This window comes from Terrabacter sp. C0L_2 (genome assembly GCF_036352015.1).
Classification (GTDB): domain Bacteria; phylum Actinomycetota; class Actinomycetes; order Actinomycetales; family Dermatophilaceae; genus Terrabacter; species Terrabacter tumescens.
The window spans coordinates 221,432-238,306 of record NZ_CP143557.1 but is presented as its reverse complement, the minus strand read 5'-3'; the positions used below and the strand labels follow the sequence as shown (position 1 = coordinate 238,306).

Here is a 16,875-nt window from a genome sequence, read left to right as displayed (position 1 = left end):
AGATTCCCACGGTCACGGATTCTCGTCTCCGCTTTTGGGACTCTGTCTGTCGACGAGCAGATCTGGGCGGCGTCCGGGGCACCGGTCTCGAACCGATAACCTTGCGGTTGGCTTTGACCACAACCGGAAGGCAGACCGATGCCGGCAATCGTGCTCGTCGGAGCGCAGTGGGGTGACGAGGGCAAGGGCAAGGCGACCGACCTGCTCGGCAGCAGCGTCGACTACGTCGTCAAGTTCAACGGCGGCAACAACGCCGGCCACACCGTCGTCATCGAGAAGGACGGCAAGCGCGAGAAGTACGCGCTGCACCTGCTGCCCTCGGGCATCCTCAGCCCCAACTGCGTGCCGGTCATCGGCAACGGCGTCGTCATCGACCTCTCGGTGCTCTTCGAGGAGCTCGACGGCCTCGAGGCCCGCGGCGTCGACACGAGCAAGCTGCTCGTCAGCGCCAACGCGCACGTCATTCCGAGCTACAACCGCACCATCGACAAGGTGACCGAGCGGTTCCTCGGCAAGCGCCGGATCGGCACGACGGGCCGGGGCATCGGCCCGACCTACGCCGACAAGATGAACCGCGTCGGGATCCGCATCCAGGACCTCTACGACGAGGGCATCCTGCGCCAGAAGGTCGAGGCCGCGCTCGAGCTGAAGAACCAGCTGCTCGCCAAGATCTACAACACGCGCGGCGCCGAGGTCGACGAGGTCGTCGAGGAGCTGCTGTCGTATGCCGCCCGCCTCGCTCCCATGGTCGCCGACACGAGCCTCGTGCTGAGCCAGGCGCTCGACCGGGGCGAGACGGTGCTCTTCGAGGCCGGGCAGGCGACCCTGCTCGACGTCGACCACGGCACCTACCCCTACGTCACGTCGAGCAACGCCGTCTCCGCGGGCGCGTGCACCGGCTCGGGCGTCCCGCCGACCCGCATCGACTCGGTCATCGCGATCCTCAAGGCCTACACGACCCGCGTCGGCGAAGGGCCGTTCCCGACCGAGCTGCACGACGACAAGGGCGAGTTCCTCCGCAAGACGGGCGCCGAGTACGGCACGACCACCGGCCGCCCGCGCCGCTGCGGCTGGATGGACACCGTCGTCGGCCGCTACGCGACGCGCATCAACGGCGTCACCGACTTCGTCATCACCAAGCTCGACGTCCTCACCGGCCTCGACAAGGTGCCGGTCTGCGTCGCCTACGACGTGGGCGGCGTGCGCCACGACGAGATGCCGGTCAACCAGACCGACTTCCACCACGCGACCCCGATCTACGAGGAGCTCGACGGCTGGTGGGAGGACATCACCGACTGCCGCACCTTCGAGGACCTGCCGGCCAATGCCCAGGCCTACGTCCTGCGCGTCGAGGAGCTCATCGGCGCCCGGGTCTCGGCCATCGGGGTCGGCCCCGGCCGCGACGAGATCATCGAGCGCTTCCCGCTCAAGCCGGCCGTCGCGGGCTGACGCATCCACGCGTCACTCGAGGACACGGCATACGAAAGCGTCTGGAACTGAAGGAAACCCATGACTGAAGAGGTCACCCCGATCGACTGGGTCACGCGTCTGGCTGACGACGTGATCGCCGAGGCGCAGCAGCGCAACCCCGGCGCGACGATCGTCTGCGCGTCGGGCATCAGCCCCTCGGGACCGATCCACCTCGGCAACTTCCGCGAGCTCATCACGCCGCACCTCGTCGCCGACGAGATCAAGCGCCGCGGCATCGACTGCGAGCACATCCTCAGCTGGGACGACTTCGACCGCTTCCGTCGCGTGCCGAAGAACCTTGCGGGAGTGGACGACTCGTGGGAGCAGTACATCGGTATGCCGCTGACCGCGGTGCCGCCGCCCGCCGGCTCGCCGCACGCGAGCTGGGCCGACCACTTCAAGGCGCCGCTCATCGAGGCCATGGAGGCCACCGGCATCGAGGTGCGCCAGATCAGCCAGACCGAGCAGTACCGCGCGGGCGTCTACCGCGACCAGGTGCTGCTCGCGATGCGTGAGCGCACCGCCATCGACAAGGTGCTCGACCAGTACCGCACGCTCGAGGCCGTCGAGGCCGCGCGCCAGAAGTCGAGCGGCAAGGGCAAGGGCCAGCAGCAGCAGAAGGCCGCGAAGCTCACTGAGGAGCAGGCCGCCGCGGCCACCGAGGCCGAGCGCGGCTCCGGCGCGGCGAGCGAGGACGACGGCAGCGAGGGCAAGGCGGGCTACTACCCGTTCAAGCCGTTCTGCTCCTCGTGCGGCACCGACTTCACGACCGTCACCGCCTACGACGACGACAGCCACGAGCTGACCTACGACTGCACGAAGTGCGGCCACTCCGAGACCGTCGACCTCGACACCTTCACCAACGGCAAGCTCGTGTGGAAGGTCGACTGGCCGATGCGCTGGGGCCACGAGCACGTGATGTTCGAGCCGTCCGGCGTCGACCACCAGAGCCCCGGGAGCAGCTTCGTCGTCGGCAAGGACCTCGCGCCGATCTTCGGCTGGCAGCGCCCGGTCGGCCCGATGTACGCCTTCGTCGGCATCGCCGGCATGGCCAAGATGAGCTCGAGCAAGGGCGGCGTGCCGATCCCGACCGACGCGCTCGAGGTCATGGAGGCCCCGGTGCTGCGCTGGCTCTACGCCCGCCGTCGGCCCAACCAGAGCTTCGACGTGGCCTTCGGGCCCGAGCTGCAGCGTCTCTACGACGAGTGGGATGCCCTGAACCGCAAGGTCGCCGACGGTTCGGCCCAGGCCGGCGACCTTGCCGCGCACCTGCGTGCCACCTCGACCGCCACGGGCCCGTTGCCCACGACGCCGCGCCCGATGCCGTTCCGCACCATCGCGTCGGTCATCGACGTGACGCAGGGCGACGAGGAGCAGGCCGTCCGGATCCTCAGCGAGCTCGAGCCCGACAACCCCGTCGCCTCGACCGACGACCTGCGTCCGCGCCTGGACTGCGCCGAGCGCTGGATGCTCGGCTACGTCCCGGCCGAGGACCGCACGATCGTGCGCACCGAGCCCGACGCGGAGCTGCTCGGCAGCCTCGACGAGCAGCAGCGCGAGTCGCTCCGGCTGCTCGCCGACGGCCTCGACGAGCACTGGTCGCTCGACGGGCTGACGCACCTCGTCTACGGCGTGCCGAAGATCCAGCGCGGCATCGACCCCGAGGCCAAGGTCAAGGACCCCGAGCTCTCGGCCGCCCAGCGCGCCTTCTTCGTCCTCGTCTACCGGCTGCTCGTGTCCAAGGACACCGGGCCGCGCCTGCCGACGCTGCTGCTCGCCGTGGGCGCCGACCGCGTCCGCACCCTCGTCGGCCACTGAGCCGAGCGGCCCAGGGTCTGAACGAAAGTGCCCACCCGACGGGAGTCGAGTGGGCACATTCGCGCGTCAGGCCTGTGGGTCAGTTGACCCCGACGGCCGACCAGGCGCTGGCGGTCGCGTTGTACTGCGTGCTGGTGGCGCCGTAGAGGTCCTTGGCCGCCGAGAGCATCCCGGTGCGCGCACCGGCGTAGTTCGTCGACGAGGTCCAGTACGTCGTCAGGGCGCGGTACCAGATCGCGGCGGCAGCGTCGCGGCCGATGCCGGTCACGCTGCTGCCGTTGCACGTCGGGCTGTTGTAGCTGACGCCGTTGATCGTCTTGGCGCCGCTGCCCTCGGACAGCAGGTAGAAGAGGTGGTTGCCGACGCCCGAGGAGTAGTGGACGTCGAGGCTGCCGACGGTCTTGCTCCAGCAGTTGGCCGATGCGCCGTCCTTGCTCGGCTGGTCCATGTAGCGCAGCGGCTTGACCGTCGGCTTCAGCGCGAAGGTCTCGCCGATGAGGTAGTCGCCCGGGTCGCCGGTCGTGTTGGCCGTGAACTCGACCATGGTGCCCATGACGTCGGACGTGGACTCGTTGAGGCCACCGGACTCGCGGCGGTAGGCGAGGCCGGCCGTGGCCGACGTGACGCCGTGCGTCATCTCGTGGCCGGCCACATCGAGCGAGACGAGCGGCCCGTAGCTGACGCCGTCACCGTCGCCGTAGCGCATGCAGAAGCACGTGTCGCTCCACGAGGCGTTGACCCAGTTGGTGCCGACGTGGACGAGGCTGCGGGCGCCCTTGCCGTCGTTCTTGATGCCGTTGCGGCCGAAGGTGTTCTTGTAGAAGTCCCACGTCGCGCCGACGCCGAAGTCCGCGTCGACGGCGGCCGTCTGGCGGTTGGTGTTGGAGCCGGTGCCCCAGGCGTTGTCGGCGTCGGTGAAGAGCGTCCCGGTCGTCGAGGAGGTCGAGCCGTTGTTGCCGTCCTCGGTGCGGGCGCCACCGCGCGTCGCGTCGATCATCTGGTAGCTGCCGCCCGACAGCGTCGTCTGCAGCGTGACGGTGCCGAGGTAGAGGCTGGCGCCCGTGCCGGCGTCGTTGATCTCGGTGGCCCACGAGTCGACGACCGAGCCGGAGCGCGCGTCGACGAAGACGACCGTGCCGGCCGGCTCGCCGTGGGCGCCGACGCCGTCGACCTGCGTCTTCCACACGAGGCGGGCCGGACCCGACATCGCGTAGACCGCGAGGGTCGGCTTGCTCGTGCTGACCGTGAAGTCGACCGAGCGCGCGGCCGTCGCCGCTGCCGTGGACGGCGCGACGGCCGGCGTCGTCGAGGCGACACGGACCGACGTGGAGGCGGCGTTCACGCCCTTCCAGCCACCGGCCTTGTCGGTGTGCACGACGAGGTCGCCGCCGACGACCGGCAGGCCCTTGAAGGTGCGGTCGAAGCGGACGTGCGTCGTCCCGTCCGTGTCGGTGGCGACGCTGCGGGTGGTGAGGCCCTGGTCCTGGTCGAGGCCGAAGGCCGCGCCGTGGGCCTTGGCGGCGGCGACGGCCCGGTCGAGGCCGGCTCCCGAGGCCGCTGGGGTGGCTGCCTGCGCGGTGCTCGTGGCGATCGTCGCGAGGGCAGTGGCGGCGATCGCTGCGGTGGCGACCGACGTCGTGATGAAGCTCTTCTTCAAGGCGTTCTCCTGGCTACCGAGGTGCCCCCGAGGGCGGTCGGACGACCTGCGGCAACAGTGGTCGGTCCCGCGGTGCGACGCCAGAGAGCCGGAGCAATGTTTGCCCCGGCTTGAACAACTTTTTACGGATCGCCGATGCCCGGCCGAGGAGGAGGCGAGACCGGGCCCGCGAGAAGGCCCGCGGGACAAGGCCCGGACATGGGAACGGGCGAGGGGCGAGATGCAGGGGGGTTGCATCTCGTCCCTCGCCCGGAGCGAGCTCCACATTGGGGGGCGGGACCTCGCCGGACCGTCAAGGGTCTCAGGGGGGAGGAGACGGCGGGGAGGGTGGTGTCGCGCGCCTTGACGTTGAAGTAATCATCCCTCCGCTTCGGGGGTGAGTCGATGCTTCACCGAATCCTTGAACAAGTCTTTACCTTGCCGAAAGCAGGCCGAACTCGCCCATCCTGCGCGTCGCGACACGAGCCACCACGTGCGCGTCCCCGCCCGAGATGTCAGGACAGGACGGTCATCCGGTGCGCCGCGCGGGTCAGCGCGACGTAGAGCACGCGGACGCCGCCGGGCGACTCACGGGTGATCTCGTCGGGGTCCACGACGACGGTGGCGTCGTACTCGAGGCCCTTCGTCGACATCGGGTCGATGACCTGGACGCGGCCCTCACCGAGCTCGGCGACGGGTGCGAGCAGGTCGGCGTGGGTCGACGGCGTGATGACGGCGATGGCCCCCTCGACCTGGCCCAGCAGCGACTCGACGGACTGCCTGACGGTCGACAGGACATCGGGTCCGAGGTCGGCCTCGACCGGCTCGATGCCCGTCTCGCGGACCGCCTGCGGGATGTCCGCGTCGGGGACCTGGCGGCGCACGACCTCGGCGGCGTAGTCGAAGATCTCGCGCGCGTTGCGGTAGTTGGTGTCCATGTGGAAGAGCTGGCGCGCCTGCGAGCCGAACGCCTCCTCGCGCGCGGCCGTGGCCTCTGCGGCGTCGGGCCACGACGCCTGGGCGGCGTCACCGACGACGGTCCACGACGCATACCTCCCGCGGCGCCCGATCATGCGCCACTGCATGGGGGAGAGGTCCTGCGCCTCGTCGACGAGGACGTGGGCGTACTCGTCGGGCTTGCCGATGCGGCCGGCGAGCAGCTTCTCGTGCGGGTCGGTCAGCACGACGGGCGCGCCGGCGTCGCGGGCGGCGCTGACCACGGGCTGCACCTCGGTCACGCCGTACTGGCTGAGGTCCTCGAGCTCCTCGATCTCGTAGAAGCCGCGCTCCTCCTTGGGCGCCTCCTGCACCGGCCCCACCCGCGCCGAGATGTCGTCGATGAGCGCGACGTCGGCCACCGACCACGTGCCGGTCTCGAGGGCGAGGCGGAAGGACGCCGCCAGCGGCTCGATCTCGTCCTCGCGCAAGGACCCGCGCGCGTGGCGGCGCACCAGCTCGGGGTCGGCGAGCCAGAGCAGGACCTCGCGCGGGTCGACCTGCGGCCACCAGACCTGCATGAACGCCTCGACGTCGAGGTGGTCCTCCCACCTGTCGAGGAACTCGGCCCTCGCGTCGCGGTCGCCGGTGATGCCGAGCGAGGACCACGCGACCTCGCCGAGGGCGTCCTGGGCGGCGGCGGTGGCCGTGTTGCGCTGGTGCTGTCGCAGCACCTGCGAGCGCACGCGGTCGAGATCACGCGCCTCGAGCCGGACCGGGCGGCCGGCGACCATCGCGCGGAACTCGGTCGGCGTGCCGGGCACGCGGCCACGGGCGGCCGCACCGAGCAGCGTGCGGATGCGGGTCGAGCCCTTGGTGCGCGCGACGGCGGGGGGGTCGAGCCGTTCGGTGTGCACGACGTCGAGGACGTCGCCGAGGGCGCGGAGGATGACGCTGTCCTCGCCGAGCGAGGGCAGCACGCGCTCGATGTAGGCCGTGTAGGCACCGGAGGGGCCGACGACGAGGATGCCGCCGGACTCGAAGCGGCGCCGGTCGGAGTAGAGCAGGTAGGCGGCGCGGTGCAGGGCGACGACGGTCTTGCCCGTGCCGGGCCCGCCGGTGATCTCGGTGATGCCGCGGGCGCTGGCGCGGATCGCCTCGTCCTGGTGGGCCTGGATCGTGGCGACGATGTCGCGCATCGTGCCGCCGCGGCTGCGAGTGAGGGCCGCCATGAGGGCGCCGTCACCGACGACGACGAGGTCGTCGGGCGCCTCCGGCACCATGAGGTCGTCCTCGATGCCGATGACGGTGGTGCCGCGGCTGCGGAGCACGCGACGGCGCAGCACGCCCATCGGCTGCGTCGGGGTGGCCCGGTAGAAGGCGGAGGCTGCCGGCGCGCGCCAGTCGATGACGAGCGGCTCGTAGTCGTCGTCGCGGACGCCGAGACGACCGATGTAGCGGATCTCGCGGTCGCCGCCCGACGACCCGTCGGCCGGTCGGTGGCCGTTGCCGTTGGACTCGGCGGCGGCCGCACGCAGCATGGCGTGGTCGATGTCGAGGCGTCCGAAGACGAGACCCTCGTACTGCGTGTCGAGGGCGGTGCGCCGCTTGGCGGCGTGGAACATCAGGGCGTCGCGCTCGAAGAGGGCCGCGCCCTCGGCGTCGCCGACCTCGACCTGGCGACCGAACTGGCTGCGGGCGAGGCCCTCGGCCTGGACGCTGTCGGCGCGCACGCCGGCCTTCTCCAGTTCCTCGTGCACGCGGTCGACGTGCGCCTGCTCGACGGCGATCTCGCGGGCGAGCTCGTCGGGGATGCTCTTGGTCGACACCGGCGACGCGCCGCGGGATCCGGGCGCGCTGCTCCGCTGTGACGATGCGTTCGAAGTGCTCACTGACATCCAAGGACTCTGAGGGACGCCTCGGGCGGCGCGGGAACCATCAAGTCTACTGTCACTCCATGCCCAGAGAGGTCTGTGTCCCGCCAACCGGCGTGCCGCTCGTCGGACGCCACGTCCGCCTCGACGTGACGACCGCGGACGACGCCCCCGGACTGTTCGCCGTCTACTCCGACCCGCGCTGCTACGAGCAGGGATTCGCGATGATGCGTCCCCACCGGACCCCGGCCGACACCGAGGCGCTCGTCGAGGCGGCGGTCGCGGCCCGCGCGGACGACGGGACGGGCCGGACGGCATACACGATCAGGCTCGTCGCCGACGGCGACCTCGGCCCGGCCGGGACCGTCGTCGGGTCGAGCTCGCTCGGCGACGTCGACACCACGCGCGAGCACGTGCACCTCGGCTGGACGATGTACGGCTCGCGCTGGTGGGGTACGCAGGTCAACCCCGAGGCGAAGTTCCTCCTGCTCGCGCACGCGTTCGAGACGTGCGGCTTCGGCCGGGTCAAGATCCAGACGGACGTCGTCAACGCGCGGTCGCGGGCGGCGATCCTCAAGCTGGGGGCGGTCTTCGAGGGCATCACGCGGCGCGACGTGCGCCGGGCCGACGGCACGTGGCGCGACACGGCCGTGCACTCGGTCCTCGTCGACGAGTGGCCCACGGTCCGGGCAGGCCTGCTCGCACGCCTCGACGCCCCCTAGGCTGACCGGCGTGAAGGTCCTCGTGCTCGGTACCGGTGCCCGTGAACACGCTCTCGTCAAGGCCGTTGCGGCCGATCCCGAGGTGGACGCGGTCATCGCCGCGCCCGGCAACCCGGGCATCGACGCGACCGCGCTGTGCGTGCCCGTCGACATCCTCGACGGCGCCGCGGTCGCCGCGGTCGCGCGCGAGCACGAGGTCGACCTGGTCGTCGTGGGTCCCGAGGCGCCCCTCGTCGCGGGTGTCGCGGACGTATGCCGTGAGGCCGGGTTCGCCGTCTTCGGCCCGTCCGCCGCGGCTGCGCGTCTCGAGGGGAGCAAGTCCTTCGCCAAGGAGGTCATGGCCAGCGCCGACGTGCCGACGGCGCTCGCCCACGTGTGCACGACGATGGACGAGGTGGAGGCGGCTCTCGATGCGCTCGGTGCCCCGCACGTCGTCAAGGACGACGGGCTCGCCGCCGGCAAGGGCGTCGTCGTCACCGACTCGCGGGAGGACGCCGTCGAGCACGCGCGGGCGTGCCTCTCTAAGCCCGACGGGCGGCTCGTCGTCGAGGAGTTCCTCGACGGGCCGGAGGTGTCGGTCTTCTGCATCAGCGACGGCGAGACGGTCGTGGCGCTGTCACCGGCCCAGGACTTCAAGCGCGTCGGCGACGACGACGCCGGCCCCAACACCGGTGGCATGGGGGCGTACTCACCGCTCGGGTGGGCGCCCGAAGGCCTAGCCGACGACATCGTGCGCCGCGTCGCCCAGCCGACCGTCGACGAGATGCGCCGTCGCGGGACGCCGTTCGTCGGGGCCCTCTACGTCGGCCTGGCGCTGACCTCGCGCGGGCCCAAGGTCATCGAGTTCAACGTGCGCTTCGGCGACCCGGACGGCCAGGCGTCGATCGCCCGGCTCGAGACGCCGTTCGCCCAGCTGCTCCTTGCCGCCGCCACCGGTGGCCTCGCCGAGTTCGGCCGGCTCCGGTGGTCCGACGACCACGCCGTCGTCGTCGTCGTGGCCTCGGCGGGCTACCCGGCGTCGCCGCGCACCGGCGACCCGATCACGGGGCTCGACGCCGCGGCCGAGGTGCCGGGAGTCACGGTGCTGCACGCCGGCACGGCCCTCGACGGCTCGGGCACGCTCGTCTCCGCAGGCGGGCGCGTGCTCGACGTCGTCGCGGTGGCACCCTCTCTCGCCAAGGCCCGCCGGGCGGCCTACGACGCGGTCGCCGTCATCGAGCTCGACGGCTCGCACCACCGCACCGACATCGCGCTGCGCGCCGAGCGCGGGGAGATCACCGCCTCCTGAGGCGAACCCTCCGGGCCGAGCCGGACTCTTCCGGGCATGAGCACCCTGACTGCGACCCGAGGAGACCCGGTGGCCGAGCCCGGTGGAGAGCCCGGCGGAGAGCCGGACGACCGGTGGCTGTGGTCCCGGCTGGCCGAGGCGGACGACGCAGCCCTGACGGCGCTCTACCGGCGGCACTGCGACGCCGTCCACAACTTCGCGTTCCGGCGCACCGCCTCCTGGGCGGCGGCGGAGGACGTCGTCCAGGCGACCTTCACCGCCGTGTGGCGACGGGCCCGCACCGGCTCGGTGGACCCGCTGCGGGCCGAGACGGCGCGCGCCGTGCTGCTCGTGATGGCCGGCCAGGAGTGCGCCAACGTGGCGCGCACGGCCCGACGCCAGCGGCTGCTGCGGGGGCGCATCGAGGCGGACGCCGGCGGCGCCGTCTCCGCCGACCACGCGGCCTCCACGGCAGCCCGTGTCGACGACGAGCGACAGATGAGCGAGGTGCGCCGCGCGCTCCAGCGGATCCCCGCGGTGCAGCGCGAGGCGATCGAGCTGGTCGTCTGGTCGCACTGCTCCCTCGCCGAGGCCGCGGACGCGCTCGGCGTCGCCGTCGGGACCGTGAAGTCCCGTCTGCACCGGGCTCGCAGGAGCCTGACCGACGTGATCGAGATCGACGCCCTCGAGGAGGACCTGTCATGACCCTGCCCACACCACCGTCCACCCCGCTGCCCACCCCACCCGAACGCGCCGTGCCCGATCGTCTGCGGAGGTGGCAGGCTGTGCGCGTGACCGATCTACCGCTTGACCTTCCGGGCTACGAGCACGTCTACTCCGGCAAGGTGCGCGATCTCTACGCGCCGCTCGACGCCGCGGGCGAGGTCGTCCCCGACCAGCTGCTCCTCGTCGCCTCGAACCGGCTCTCCGCCTACGACTGGATGATGTCGCCCGAGATCCCCGACAAGGGCGCCGTGCTGACGCGGCTGTCGCTGTGGTGGTTCGACCAGCTGCGCGACCTCGTGCCCAACCACGTCGTCTCGACCGACGTCCCGGACGCCGTGGCCGGGCGGGCCGTGCTCGTGCGCAAGCTCGACATGCTCAAGGTCGAGGCCATCGCACGGGCGTACCTCACGGGTGGCGGCCTGGAGGAGTACCGCGACAAGGGGTCCGTCTCCGGCGTCGCGCTGCCCGAGGGCCTCGTCGACGGCTCGAAGCTGCCCGAGCCGGTCTTCACCCCGACGACCAAGGCGCCGGTGGGGGAGCACGACCTGCCGATGTCGCCCGACGAGGTCGAGGCCGAGCTCGGCGCCGACGTCGCGGTCGAGGTCTCGCGGCTGACCCGCGCGATCCTGGCGCGGGGCAACGAGATCGCCGCCGAGCGCGGCATCCTCATCGCCGACACCAAGGTCGAGTTCGGCGTCGCGCCGGACGGCTCCGGCGGGCTCGTCCTCGCCGACGAGGTGCTGACGCCCGACTCGTCGCGCTTCTGGCCGGCCGAGCTCTGGGAGCCCGGGCACCCGCAGCCGTCCTACGACAAGCAGTTCGTGCGCGACTGGCTCACCTCGTCCGAGTCCGGCTGGGACCGCAAGGCCGGCGGTCCGCCGCCCGAGCTGCCCGCCCACGTCGTCGAGCAGACCCGCGCGAAGTACGTCGAGGCCTACGAGCGCCTGACCGGCGAGGCCTTCTGAGCGACGTCCACGACGCTCCGAGTCGTGCGCACGACGAAGTCCCGCACCTCGTCGTAGCGGCTCGGCTCGGTGTCCGGGCCGTCCGAGTACCACCAGTCCCGCGCCCAGACGACGAGGTCGGCGTCCTGCGGGTGGTCGCCGACGAAACGGTCGGCGGCCGCCCGCTTCGAAAGCCGCTCGCACCCGACCACCGCGCACCAGGCCCGGCACACCGAGAGCACTGAGTACGCCTGTGCCCCGACCGTCGTCATGGTCTCGACCCAGTCGGGCCAGTCCCGGACGTGGTCGAGCAGGGCCTCCTCGACGACGTGCTCGGGCCATGCCGGCAGCACGTCGGCGGCCGGCGCCCCCGACAGCACGCGACCGCTCGATCGCACCGTCGCCCACGTGAGCACACGGTGGTTCGACGCAGGCAGGAGGTGGAGGGCCTCTCCCGGGCTGATCCGCATGATGGGGCCGCCCCGCCGAGCCGCGGCATCGTCGTGCCGACCGGCGTAGGCCTCCACCGTGGACCGCGCCACGGTCTCCACCTCCACCCGCCCGCGCCACCCGGGGTGACGCTCCGCCAGCGCGGTGTGCACCGGCGCGACGGCCGCCAGCATCGTGTCGTCCGGCGCCCGGGTGACGACGGCGAGCACGTCGAGGTCGCTCCGTGACGGGGCGAAGTCGCCGGCCACGAGCGACCCGTGCGCGTAGAGCCCGAGGAGGTCGTCACCCAGGGCCGCCCCGAGCCCCGCGGCGAGGTCGGCGAGCACCGCCTCGGGGCCTACGCCGCGGCGCAGGACGACGCGCCGGCCGAGCGCGTCCAGCCCCAGCCGGCGCTCCGTCTCGCGCAGCCGGCGAAGCCCGGGGCCGAGGTCGGTCGGCTCGACGAAGCCGTGCCGGGCGTAGAACGGGGCGTTCCACGGCACGTCAGCGAACGTGCACAGCGTCAGCGCCTCGTGGCCGCTGCGTGCAGCCCACCCGGCGGCAGCCTCGAGCAGCGCTGCCCCGACGCCGCGCCGGGCGGCCGACGGGTGCACCGACAGCTGCTCGAGATGGGCCTGCCCGTCAACGCGCTCGAGCCGGGCGAAGCCGACGACCGGGTCACCGACGACGAGGACGGCAGCCGCCCCGGCGAGCTCCTCCGCGGAGCCGACGCCCGGCGGGAGCGGCCCGATGCCGGCGGCCGCGAAGAGCGCGTCGGCGGCCGCCTCGAGTCCTGGCAGGTGCTCGAGGTCGCGGGGGCGGGCGGGGCGCACGACGGGGAGCATGCGCCCACCCTGTCAGCCGGGCACGTCCGTGTCGCAGGCGTTTCTGGTCGTATGCGGTGTGGCCGCGCGGCGCGCGGTCGCACCGTCACGCGACCCGGGGCACACGGCATACGCCATCGGTTCGTGCCTGCTGCTGTGGGACGCTGGGCGCATGACCGAGCCCGTCGCCGACGCCCCTGCGGAGCGCTACGTGCTGCGCCAGAAGCTGACCATGATGGTCAACCGCTACGAGATCCTGCGCGCCGACGAGAACGGCAGGGAGCTCGGCGTGCTGTGCTTCGCCGAGCAGAAGCGGATGGCCGCCAAGGAGCAGGTCACCTTCTACACCGACTCGGCCAAGGCGCACCCGCTCTTCGGCTTCAATGCCCGCAAGCGCCTCGACCTCGGCTCCACCTACGACGTCACCGACGGCCAGGGGCGGCCGATCGGCTGGTTCAAGAAGCACTTCAAGGCCTCGCTCGTCAGCTCGACCTGGACGCTCGGTCTTCCCGACGGGCGAGAGTTCGTCGGCGCGGAGCGCAACACCAAGGTGGCCGTCGCCCGGCGACTCTGGGAGATCGTGCCCGTCGTCGGGGACATCCCGGTGCCGTTCCTCTTCCACTTCGACTTCGCCGCTCCCGACGGGTCGCTCGCCCTCAGCTCGACGAAGAAGGCGAGCGTCAAGGACGTCTACCACGTGAGCCTCCCGCCGCTCGCGGACGGACGGCCGATCGACTGGCGCGTGGGCCTGGCGATGGCCGTCGCGCTCGACGCCCTCCAGTCCCGCTGAGACGCTGTCCGGGGGCTCGCGCCGCGCCCGATAGACTCGGGCCGTCCCTCGGGACGCCGCCACCGCCCATCCAGCGCAGGGAGAACGACCACCGATGGGAAGCATCGTCGTCGACGTCATGCTCAAGCCCGAGATCCTCGACCCCCAGGGACAGGCCGTCGCCGGCGCCCTGCCGCGGCTCGGGTTCGACGGGTTCACCGACGTCCGCCAGGGCAAGCGCTTCGTGCTCACCGTCGACGGTGACGTCACGGACGAGCACCTCGCCGCGGCCCGCGAGGCCGCCGAGAAGCTGCTCTCCAACCCCGTCATCGAGGACGTCGTGTCGGTCCACGTGCTCGAGCAGGACGCGGCCGAGCAGGACTCGGCTGAGTCGGACGCGGCCGAGTCGGACGCGGCCGAGTCGGAGGACGGCGAGCAGTGAGGGTCGGCGTCGTCACGTTCCCCGGCTCCCTCGACGACCGTGACGCGGCGCGCGCCGTCCGCGAGTGCGGCGGCGAGGCCGTCCCGCTCTGGCACGGCGACGACGACCTCAAGGGCGTCGACGCGGTCATCCTGCCGGGCGGGTTCTCCTACGGCGACTACCTCCGCTGCGGCGCCATCGCCCGCTTCGCGCCGGTCATGGACGCGCTCGTGCCCGCCGCCCAGGGCGGCCTGCCGGTCCTCGGCATCTGCAACGGCTTCCAGGTGCTCACCGAGAGCCACCTGCTGCCCGGCGCGCTGATCCGCAACGACCACCGCAAGTTCAACTGCGTCGACCAGCGCCTCGTCGTCGAGAACGCCTCCACCGCCTGGACCTCCGACTTCGAGGCCGGCCAGGAGATCACGATCGTCCTCAAGAACGGCGAGGGCGGCTTCGTCGCCGACGAGAAGACGCTCGACATGCTCGAGGGCGAGGGGCGGGTCGTCTTCCGCTACGTCCCCGACGCCGAGGGTCGCAACCCCAACGGCTCCTACCGTCACATCGCCGGCATCACCAACGAGCGCGGCAACGTCGTCGGCCTCATGCCCCACCCGGAGCACGCGGTCGAGGAGGGCTACGGCCCGAGCCTCGACGGTCGCGGCTTCTTCACCTCGATCATCAAGCAGACCCTCGAGAGCGCAGCCACCGCATGAGCGACACCCAGACCGCCCCGCCCGCGCCGGCGGCTCCCGTCCTCGACACCGTCGAGCACGCTGCCTCGACCCCCGACGTCGAGCAGCCGTGGGCCGAGCTCGGCCTCAAGCCCGACGAGTACGCCAACATCCGAGAGATCATCGGCCGGCGCCCGACCATCGCCGAGCTCGCGATGTACTCCGTCATGTGGAGCGAGCACTGCTCCTACAAGTCGAGCAAGATCCACTTCAGGCTGTGGGGCGAGAACACCACCGACGAGATGCGCGAGAAGCTCCTCGTCGGCATCGGTGAGAACGCCGGCGTCGTCGACATCGGCGACGGCTGGGCCGTGACCTTCAAGGTCGAGTCCCACAACCACCCGTCCTACATCGAGCCCTACCAGGGGGCCGCGACCGGCGTCGGCGGCATCATCCGCGACATCATGTCGATGGGCGCGCGCCCGATCGCCGTCATGGACCCGCTCCGCTTCGGCAACCTGCACCACCCCGACACCCAGCGCGTCCTGCCCGGTGTCGTCGCCGGCGTCGGTGGCTACGGCAACTGCATCGGCCTGCCCAACATCGGCGGCGAGGTCGTCTTCGACGACTGCTACCAGGGCAACCCGCTCGTCAACGCCCTGTGCGTCGGCGCCATGCGCGTCGAGGACATCCACCTCGCCAAGGCGTCCGGCGTCGGCAACAAGGTCATCCTCTTCGGCGCCCGCACGGGTGGCGACGGCATCGGCGGTGTCTCGGTCCTCGCGTCCGAGACCTTCGACGAGGGCGGCCCGACCAAGCGCCCCGCCGTTCAGGTCGGCGACCCGTTCGCCGAGAAGGTGCTCATCGAGTGCTGCCTCGACCTCTACGCCGCGGGTGTCGTCGACGGCATCCAGGACCTCGGCGGCGCCGGGCTCTCCTGTGCCACCAGCGAGCTCGCCTCCAACGGCGACGGCGGCATGCAGGTCGAGCTCGACCTCGTCCCGCTCCGTGACGCGAGCCTGCAGCCGCAGGAGATCCTCATGTCCGAGTCGCAGGAACGCATGATGGCGGTCGTCGAGCCGAAGCACCTCGAGCAGTTCATGGCGATCACCGACAAGTGGGACGTCGAGGCGACGGTCATCGGTGAGGTCACCGACGGCGACCACCTCGTCATCACCTGGCACGGCGAGACCATCGTCGACGTGCCGCCGCGCTCGGTCGCGCACGAGGGCCCGACCTACGACCGCCCGCTGGCCCGGCCGGCATACCTCGACGAGCTGAACGCCTCGGGTGCGGCCGCACTCGCCAAGCCCGAGACGGGTGAGGAGATCAGGGCCCAGCTGCTGACCCTGCTCGGGTCGCCCAACCTCTGCGACAAGTCGTGGATCACCGACCAGTACGACCGCTACGTCCTCGGCAACACCGCGCTCGCGCAGCCCGACGACTCGGGCGTCGTCCGCGTCGACGAGGAGACGGGCCGTGGCGTCGCGATCTCGACCGACTGCAACAGCCGCTTCACCAAGCTCGACCCGTATGCCGGTGCGCAGCTCGCCCTCGCCGAGGCCTACCGCAACGTCGCGACGGCCGGGGCCGCCCCGCTCGCCGTCACCGACTGCCTCAACTTCGGCTCGCCCGAGGACCCGGGCGTCATGTGGCAGTTCCGCGAGTCGATCCGCGGCATCGCCGAGGGCTGCAAGTTCCTCGGCATCCCGGTCACCGGCGGCAACGTGTCGTTCTACAACCAGACCGGCGACGTCCCGATCCACCCGACCCCGGTCATCGGTGTGCTCGGCGTCATGGACGACGTGTCCAAGCGCTCCGGCTCCGGCTTCCGCACCGACGACGCGCACGTCTACCTCCTCGGCACGACCCGCGACGAGCTCGACGGCTCCGAGTGGGCGCACGTCGTGCACAAGCACCTCGGCGGCGTGCCGCCGAAGGTCGACCTCGCCGCCGAGCAGGCGCTGGGGCACGTGCTCGTCGAGGCGGCCCGCACGGGTCTCGTGGAGGCCGCGCACGACCTGTCCGAGGGCGGTCTCGCGATCGCGCTCGCCGAGGCGTGCATGCGCCACGGTGTAGGCGTGACCGTCGACGGCCTCGACTACATCGGCGTCGATGGCGAGGGCAACCCGCTCGACGCGTTCACGGCGCTCTTCTCCGAGTCGAGCGCCCGCGCGCTCGTGGCCGTCCCGGCGGGTCACGCTGCGGAGTTCGAGGCGCTGCTCGGCGACGTCCCGCACGTGCGCATCGGCGTCACCGGCGGTCGCGACCTCGACGTCGTCGGTCACTTCTCCGTGTCGGTCGCCGAGCTGAAGTCGGCGCACGAGTTCACGCTGCCGGCGGTCTTCGGGGGCTGACCCCGGCTGAC

The 16,875-nt window shown here is 71.8% G+C and carries 13 protein-coding genes; 10 read left to right on the top strand and 3 right to left on the bottom strand.

The features are described 5' to 3' along the window. Window positions 1-138 precede the first annotated feature (138 nt). Window positions 139-1,449 (top strand): adenylosuccinate synthase, encoded by a 1,311-nt coding sequence (locus tag U5C87_RS01130; RefSeq protein ID WP_330474824.1) that lies wholly within the window; start codon window positions 139-141, stop codon window positions 1,447-1,449. 60 nt (window positions 1,450-1,509) lie between these two features. Further along, complete coding sequence (gene lysS / locus U5C87_RS01125; RefSeq protein WP_330474823.1) at window positions 1,510-3,288, top strand: lysine--tRNA ligase; 1,779 nt, start codon at window positions 1,510-1,512, stop codon at window positions 3,286-3,288. Window positions 3,289-3,367: 79 nt separating this feature from the next. On the opposite strand, the gene U5C87_RS01120 is transcribed toward lysS, so the two are convergent. Next, a complete protein-coding gene (locus tag U5C87_RS01120) occupies window positions 3,368-4,945 on the bottom strand; it encodes a M4 family metallopeptidase (RefSeq protein ID WP_330474822.1) in 1,578 nt (525 codons plus the stop codon). 494 nt (window positions 4,946-5,439) lie between these two features. Continuing rightward, window positions 5,440-7,758: a HelD family protein gene (locus U5C87_RS01115; protein ID WP_330474821.1), complete on the bottom strand. Its 2,319-nt coding sequence runs from the start codon at window positions 7,756-7,758 to the stop codon at window positions 5,440-5,442. 59 nt (window positions 7,759-7,817) lie between these two features. Here U5C87_RS01115 and U5C87_RS01110 point away from each other — a divergent pair, with 59 nt between their 5' ends. The 4 genes from U5C87_RS01110 to U5C87_RS01095 all read left to right on the top strand — a co-directional run bounded on the left by U5C87_RS01110 (window position 7,818) and on the right by U5C87_RS01095 (window position 11,414). Next, the gene (locus tag U5C87_RS01110) at window positions 7,818-8,456 is read left to right on the top strand and encodes a GNAT family N-acetyltransferase (protein ID WP_330474820.1); all 639 of its coding nucleotides are present in this window, start codon (window positions 7,818-7,820) and stop codon (window positions 8,454-8,456) included. Window positions 8,457-8,466: 10 nt separating this feature from the next. Then, window positions 8,467-9,744, top strand: coding sequence for a phosphoribosylamine--glycine ligase (gene purD / locus U5C87_RS01105; protein ID WP_330474819.1), 1,278 nt, complete (start codon window positions 8,467-8,469; stop codon window positions 9,742-9,744). Window positions 9,745-9,780: 36 nt separating this feature from the next. Then, window positions 9,781-10,428 carry an RNA polymerase sigma factor gene (locus tag U5C87_RS01100; protein ID WP_330474818.1) on the top strand — a complete coding sequence of 216 codons (648 nt, stop codon included), beginning with the start codon at window positions 9,781-9,783 and terminating at the stop codon, window positions 10,426-10,428. A gap of 80 nt (window positions 10,429-10,508) precedes the next feature. Next, a complete protein-coding gene (locus U5C87_RS01095; RefSeq protein WP_330474817.1) occupies window positions 10,509-11,414 on the top strand; it encodes a phosphoribosylaminoimidazolesuccinocarboxamide synthase in 906 nt (301 codons plus the stop codon). Here the strand turns inward: U5C87_RS01095 and U5C87_RS01090 are convergent. Next, complete coding sequence (locus U5C87_RS01090) at window positions 11,384-12,667, bottom strand: GNAT family N-acetyltransferase (protein WP_330474816.1); 1,284 nt, start codon at window positions 12,665-12,667, stop codon at window positions 11,384-11,386. The genes U5C87_RS01095 and U5C87_RS01090 overlap by 31 nt on opposite strands. 151 nt (window positions 12,668-12,818) lie before the next feature. Here U5C87_RS01090 and U5C87_RS01085 point away from each other — a divergent pair, with 151 nt between their 5' ends. The 4 genes from U5C87_RS01085 (at window position 12,819) to purL (ending at window position 16,864) form a co-directional block, all read left to right on the top strand. After that, complete coding sequence (locus U5C87_RS01085) at window positions 12,819-13,436, top strand: hypothetical protein (RefSeq protein WP_330474815.1); 618 nt, start codon at window positions 12,819-12,821, stop codon at window positions 13,434-13,436. Between the two features lie 94 nt (window positions 13,437-13,530). Next, a complete protein-coding gene (purS, locus tag U5C87_RS01080; protein ID WP_330474814.1) occupies window positions 13,531-13,857 on the top strand; it encodes a phosphoribosylformylglycinamidine synthase subunit PurS in 327 nt (108 codons plus the stop codon). After that, window positions 13,854-14,549: a phosphoribosylformylglycinamidine synthase subunit PurQ gene (gene purQ, locus U5C87_RS01075; protein ID WP_030199187.1), complete on the top strand. Its 696-nt coding sequence runs from the start codon at window positions 13,854-13,856 to the stop codon at window positions 14,547-14,549. Before purS ends, purQ begins: the two co-directional genes overlap by 4 nt. Further along, entirely contained in the window at window positions 14,546-16,864 is a 2,319-nt protein-coding gene (gene purL / locus U5C87_RS01070; RefSeq protein ID WP_330474813.1) for a phosphoribosylformylglycinamidine synthase subunit PurL, read from the top strand. Before purQ ends, purL begins: the two co-directional genes overlap by 4 nt. Window positions 16,865-16,875 lie beyond the last annotated feature (11 nt).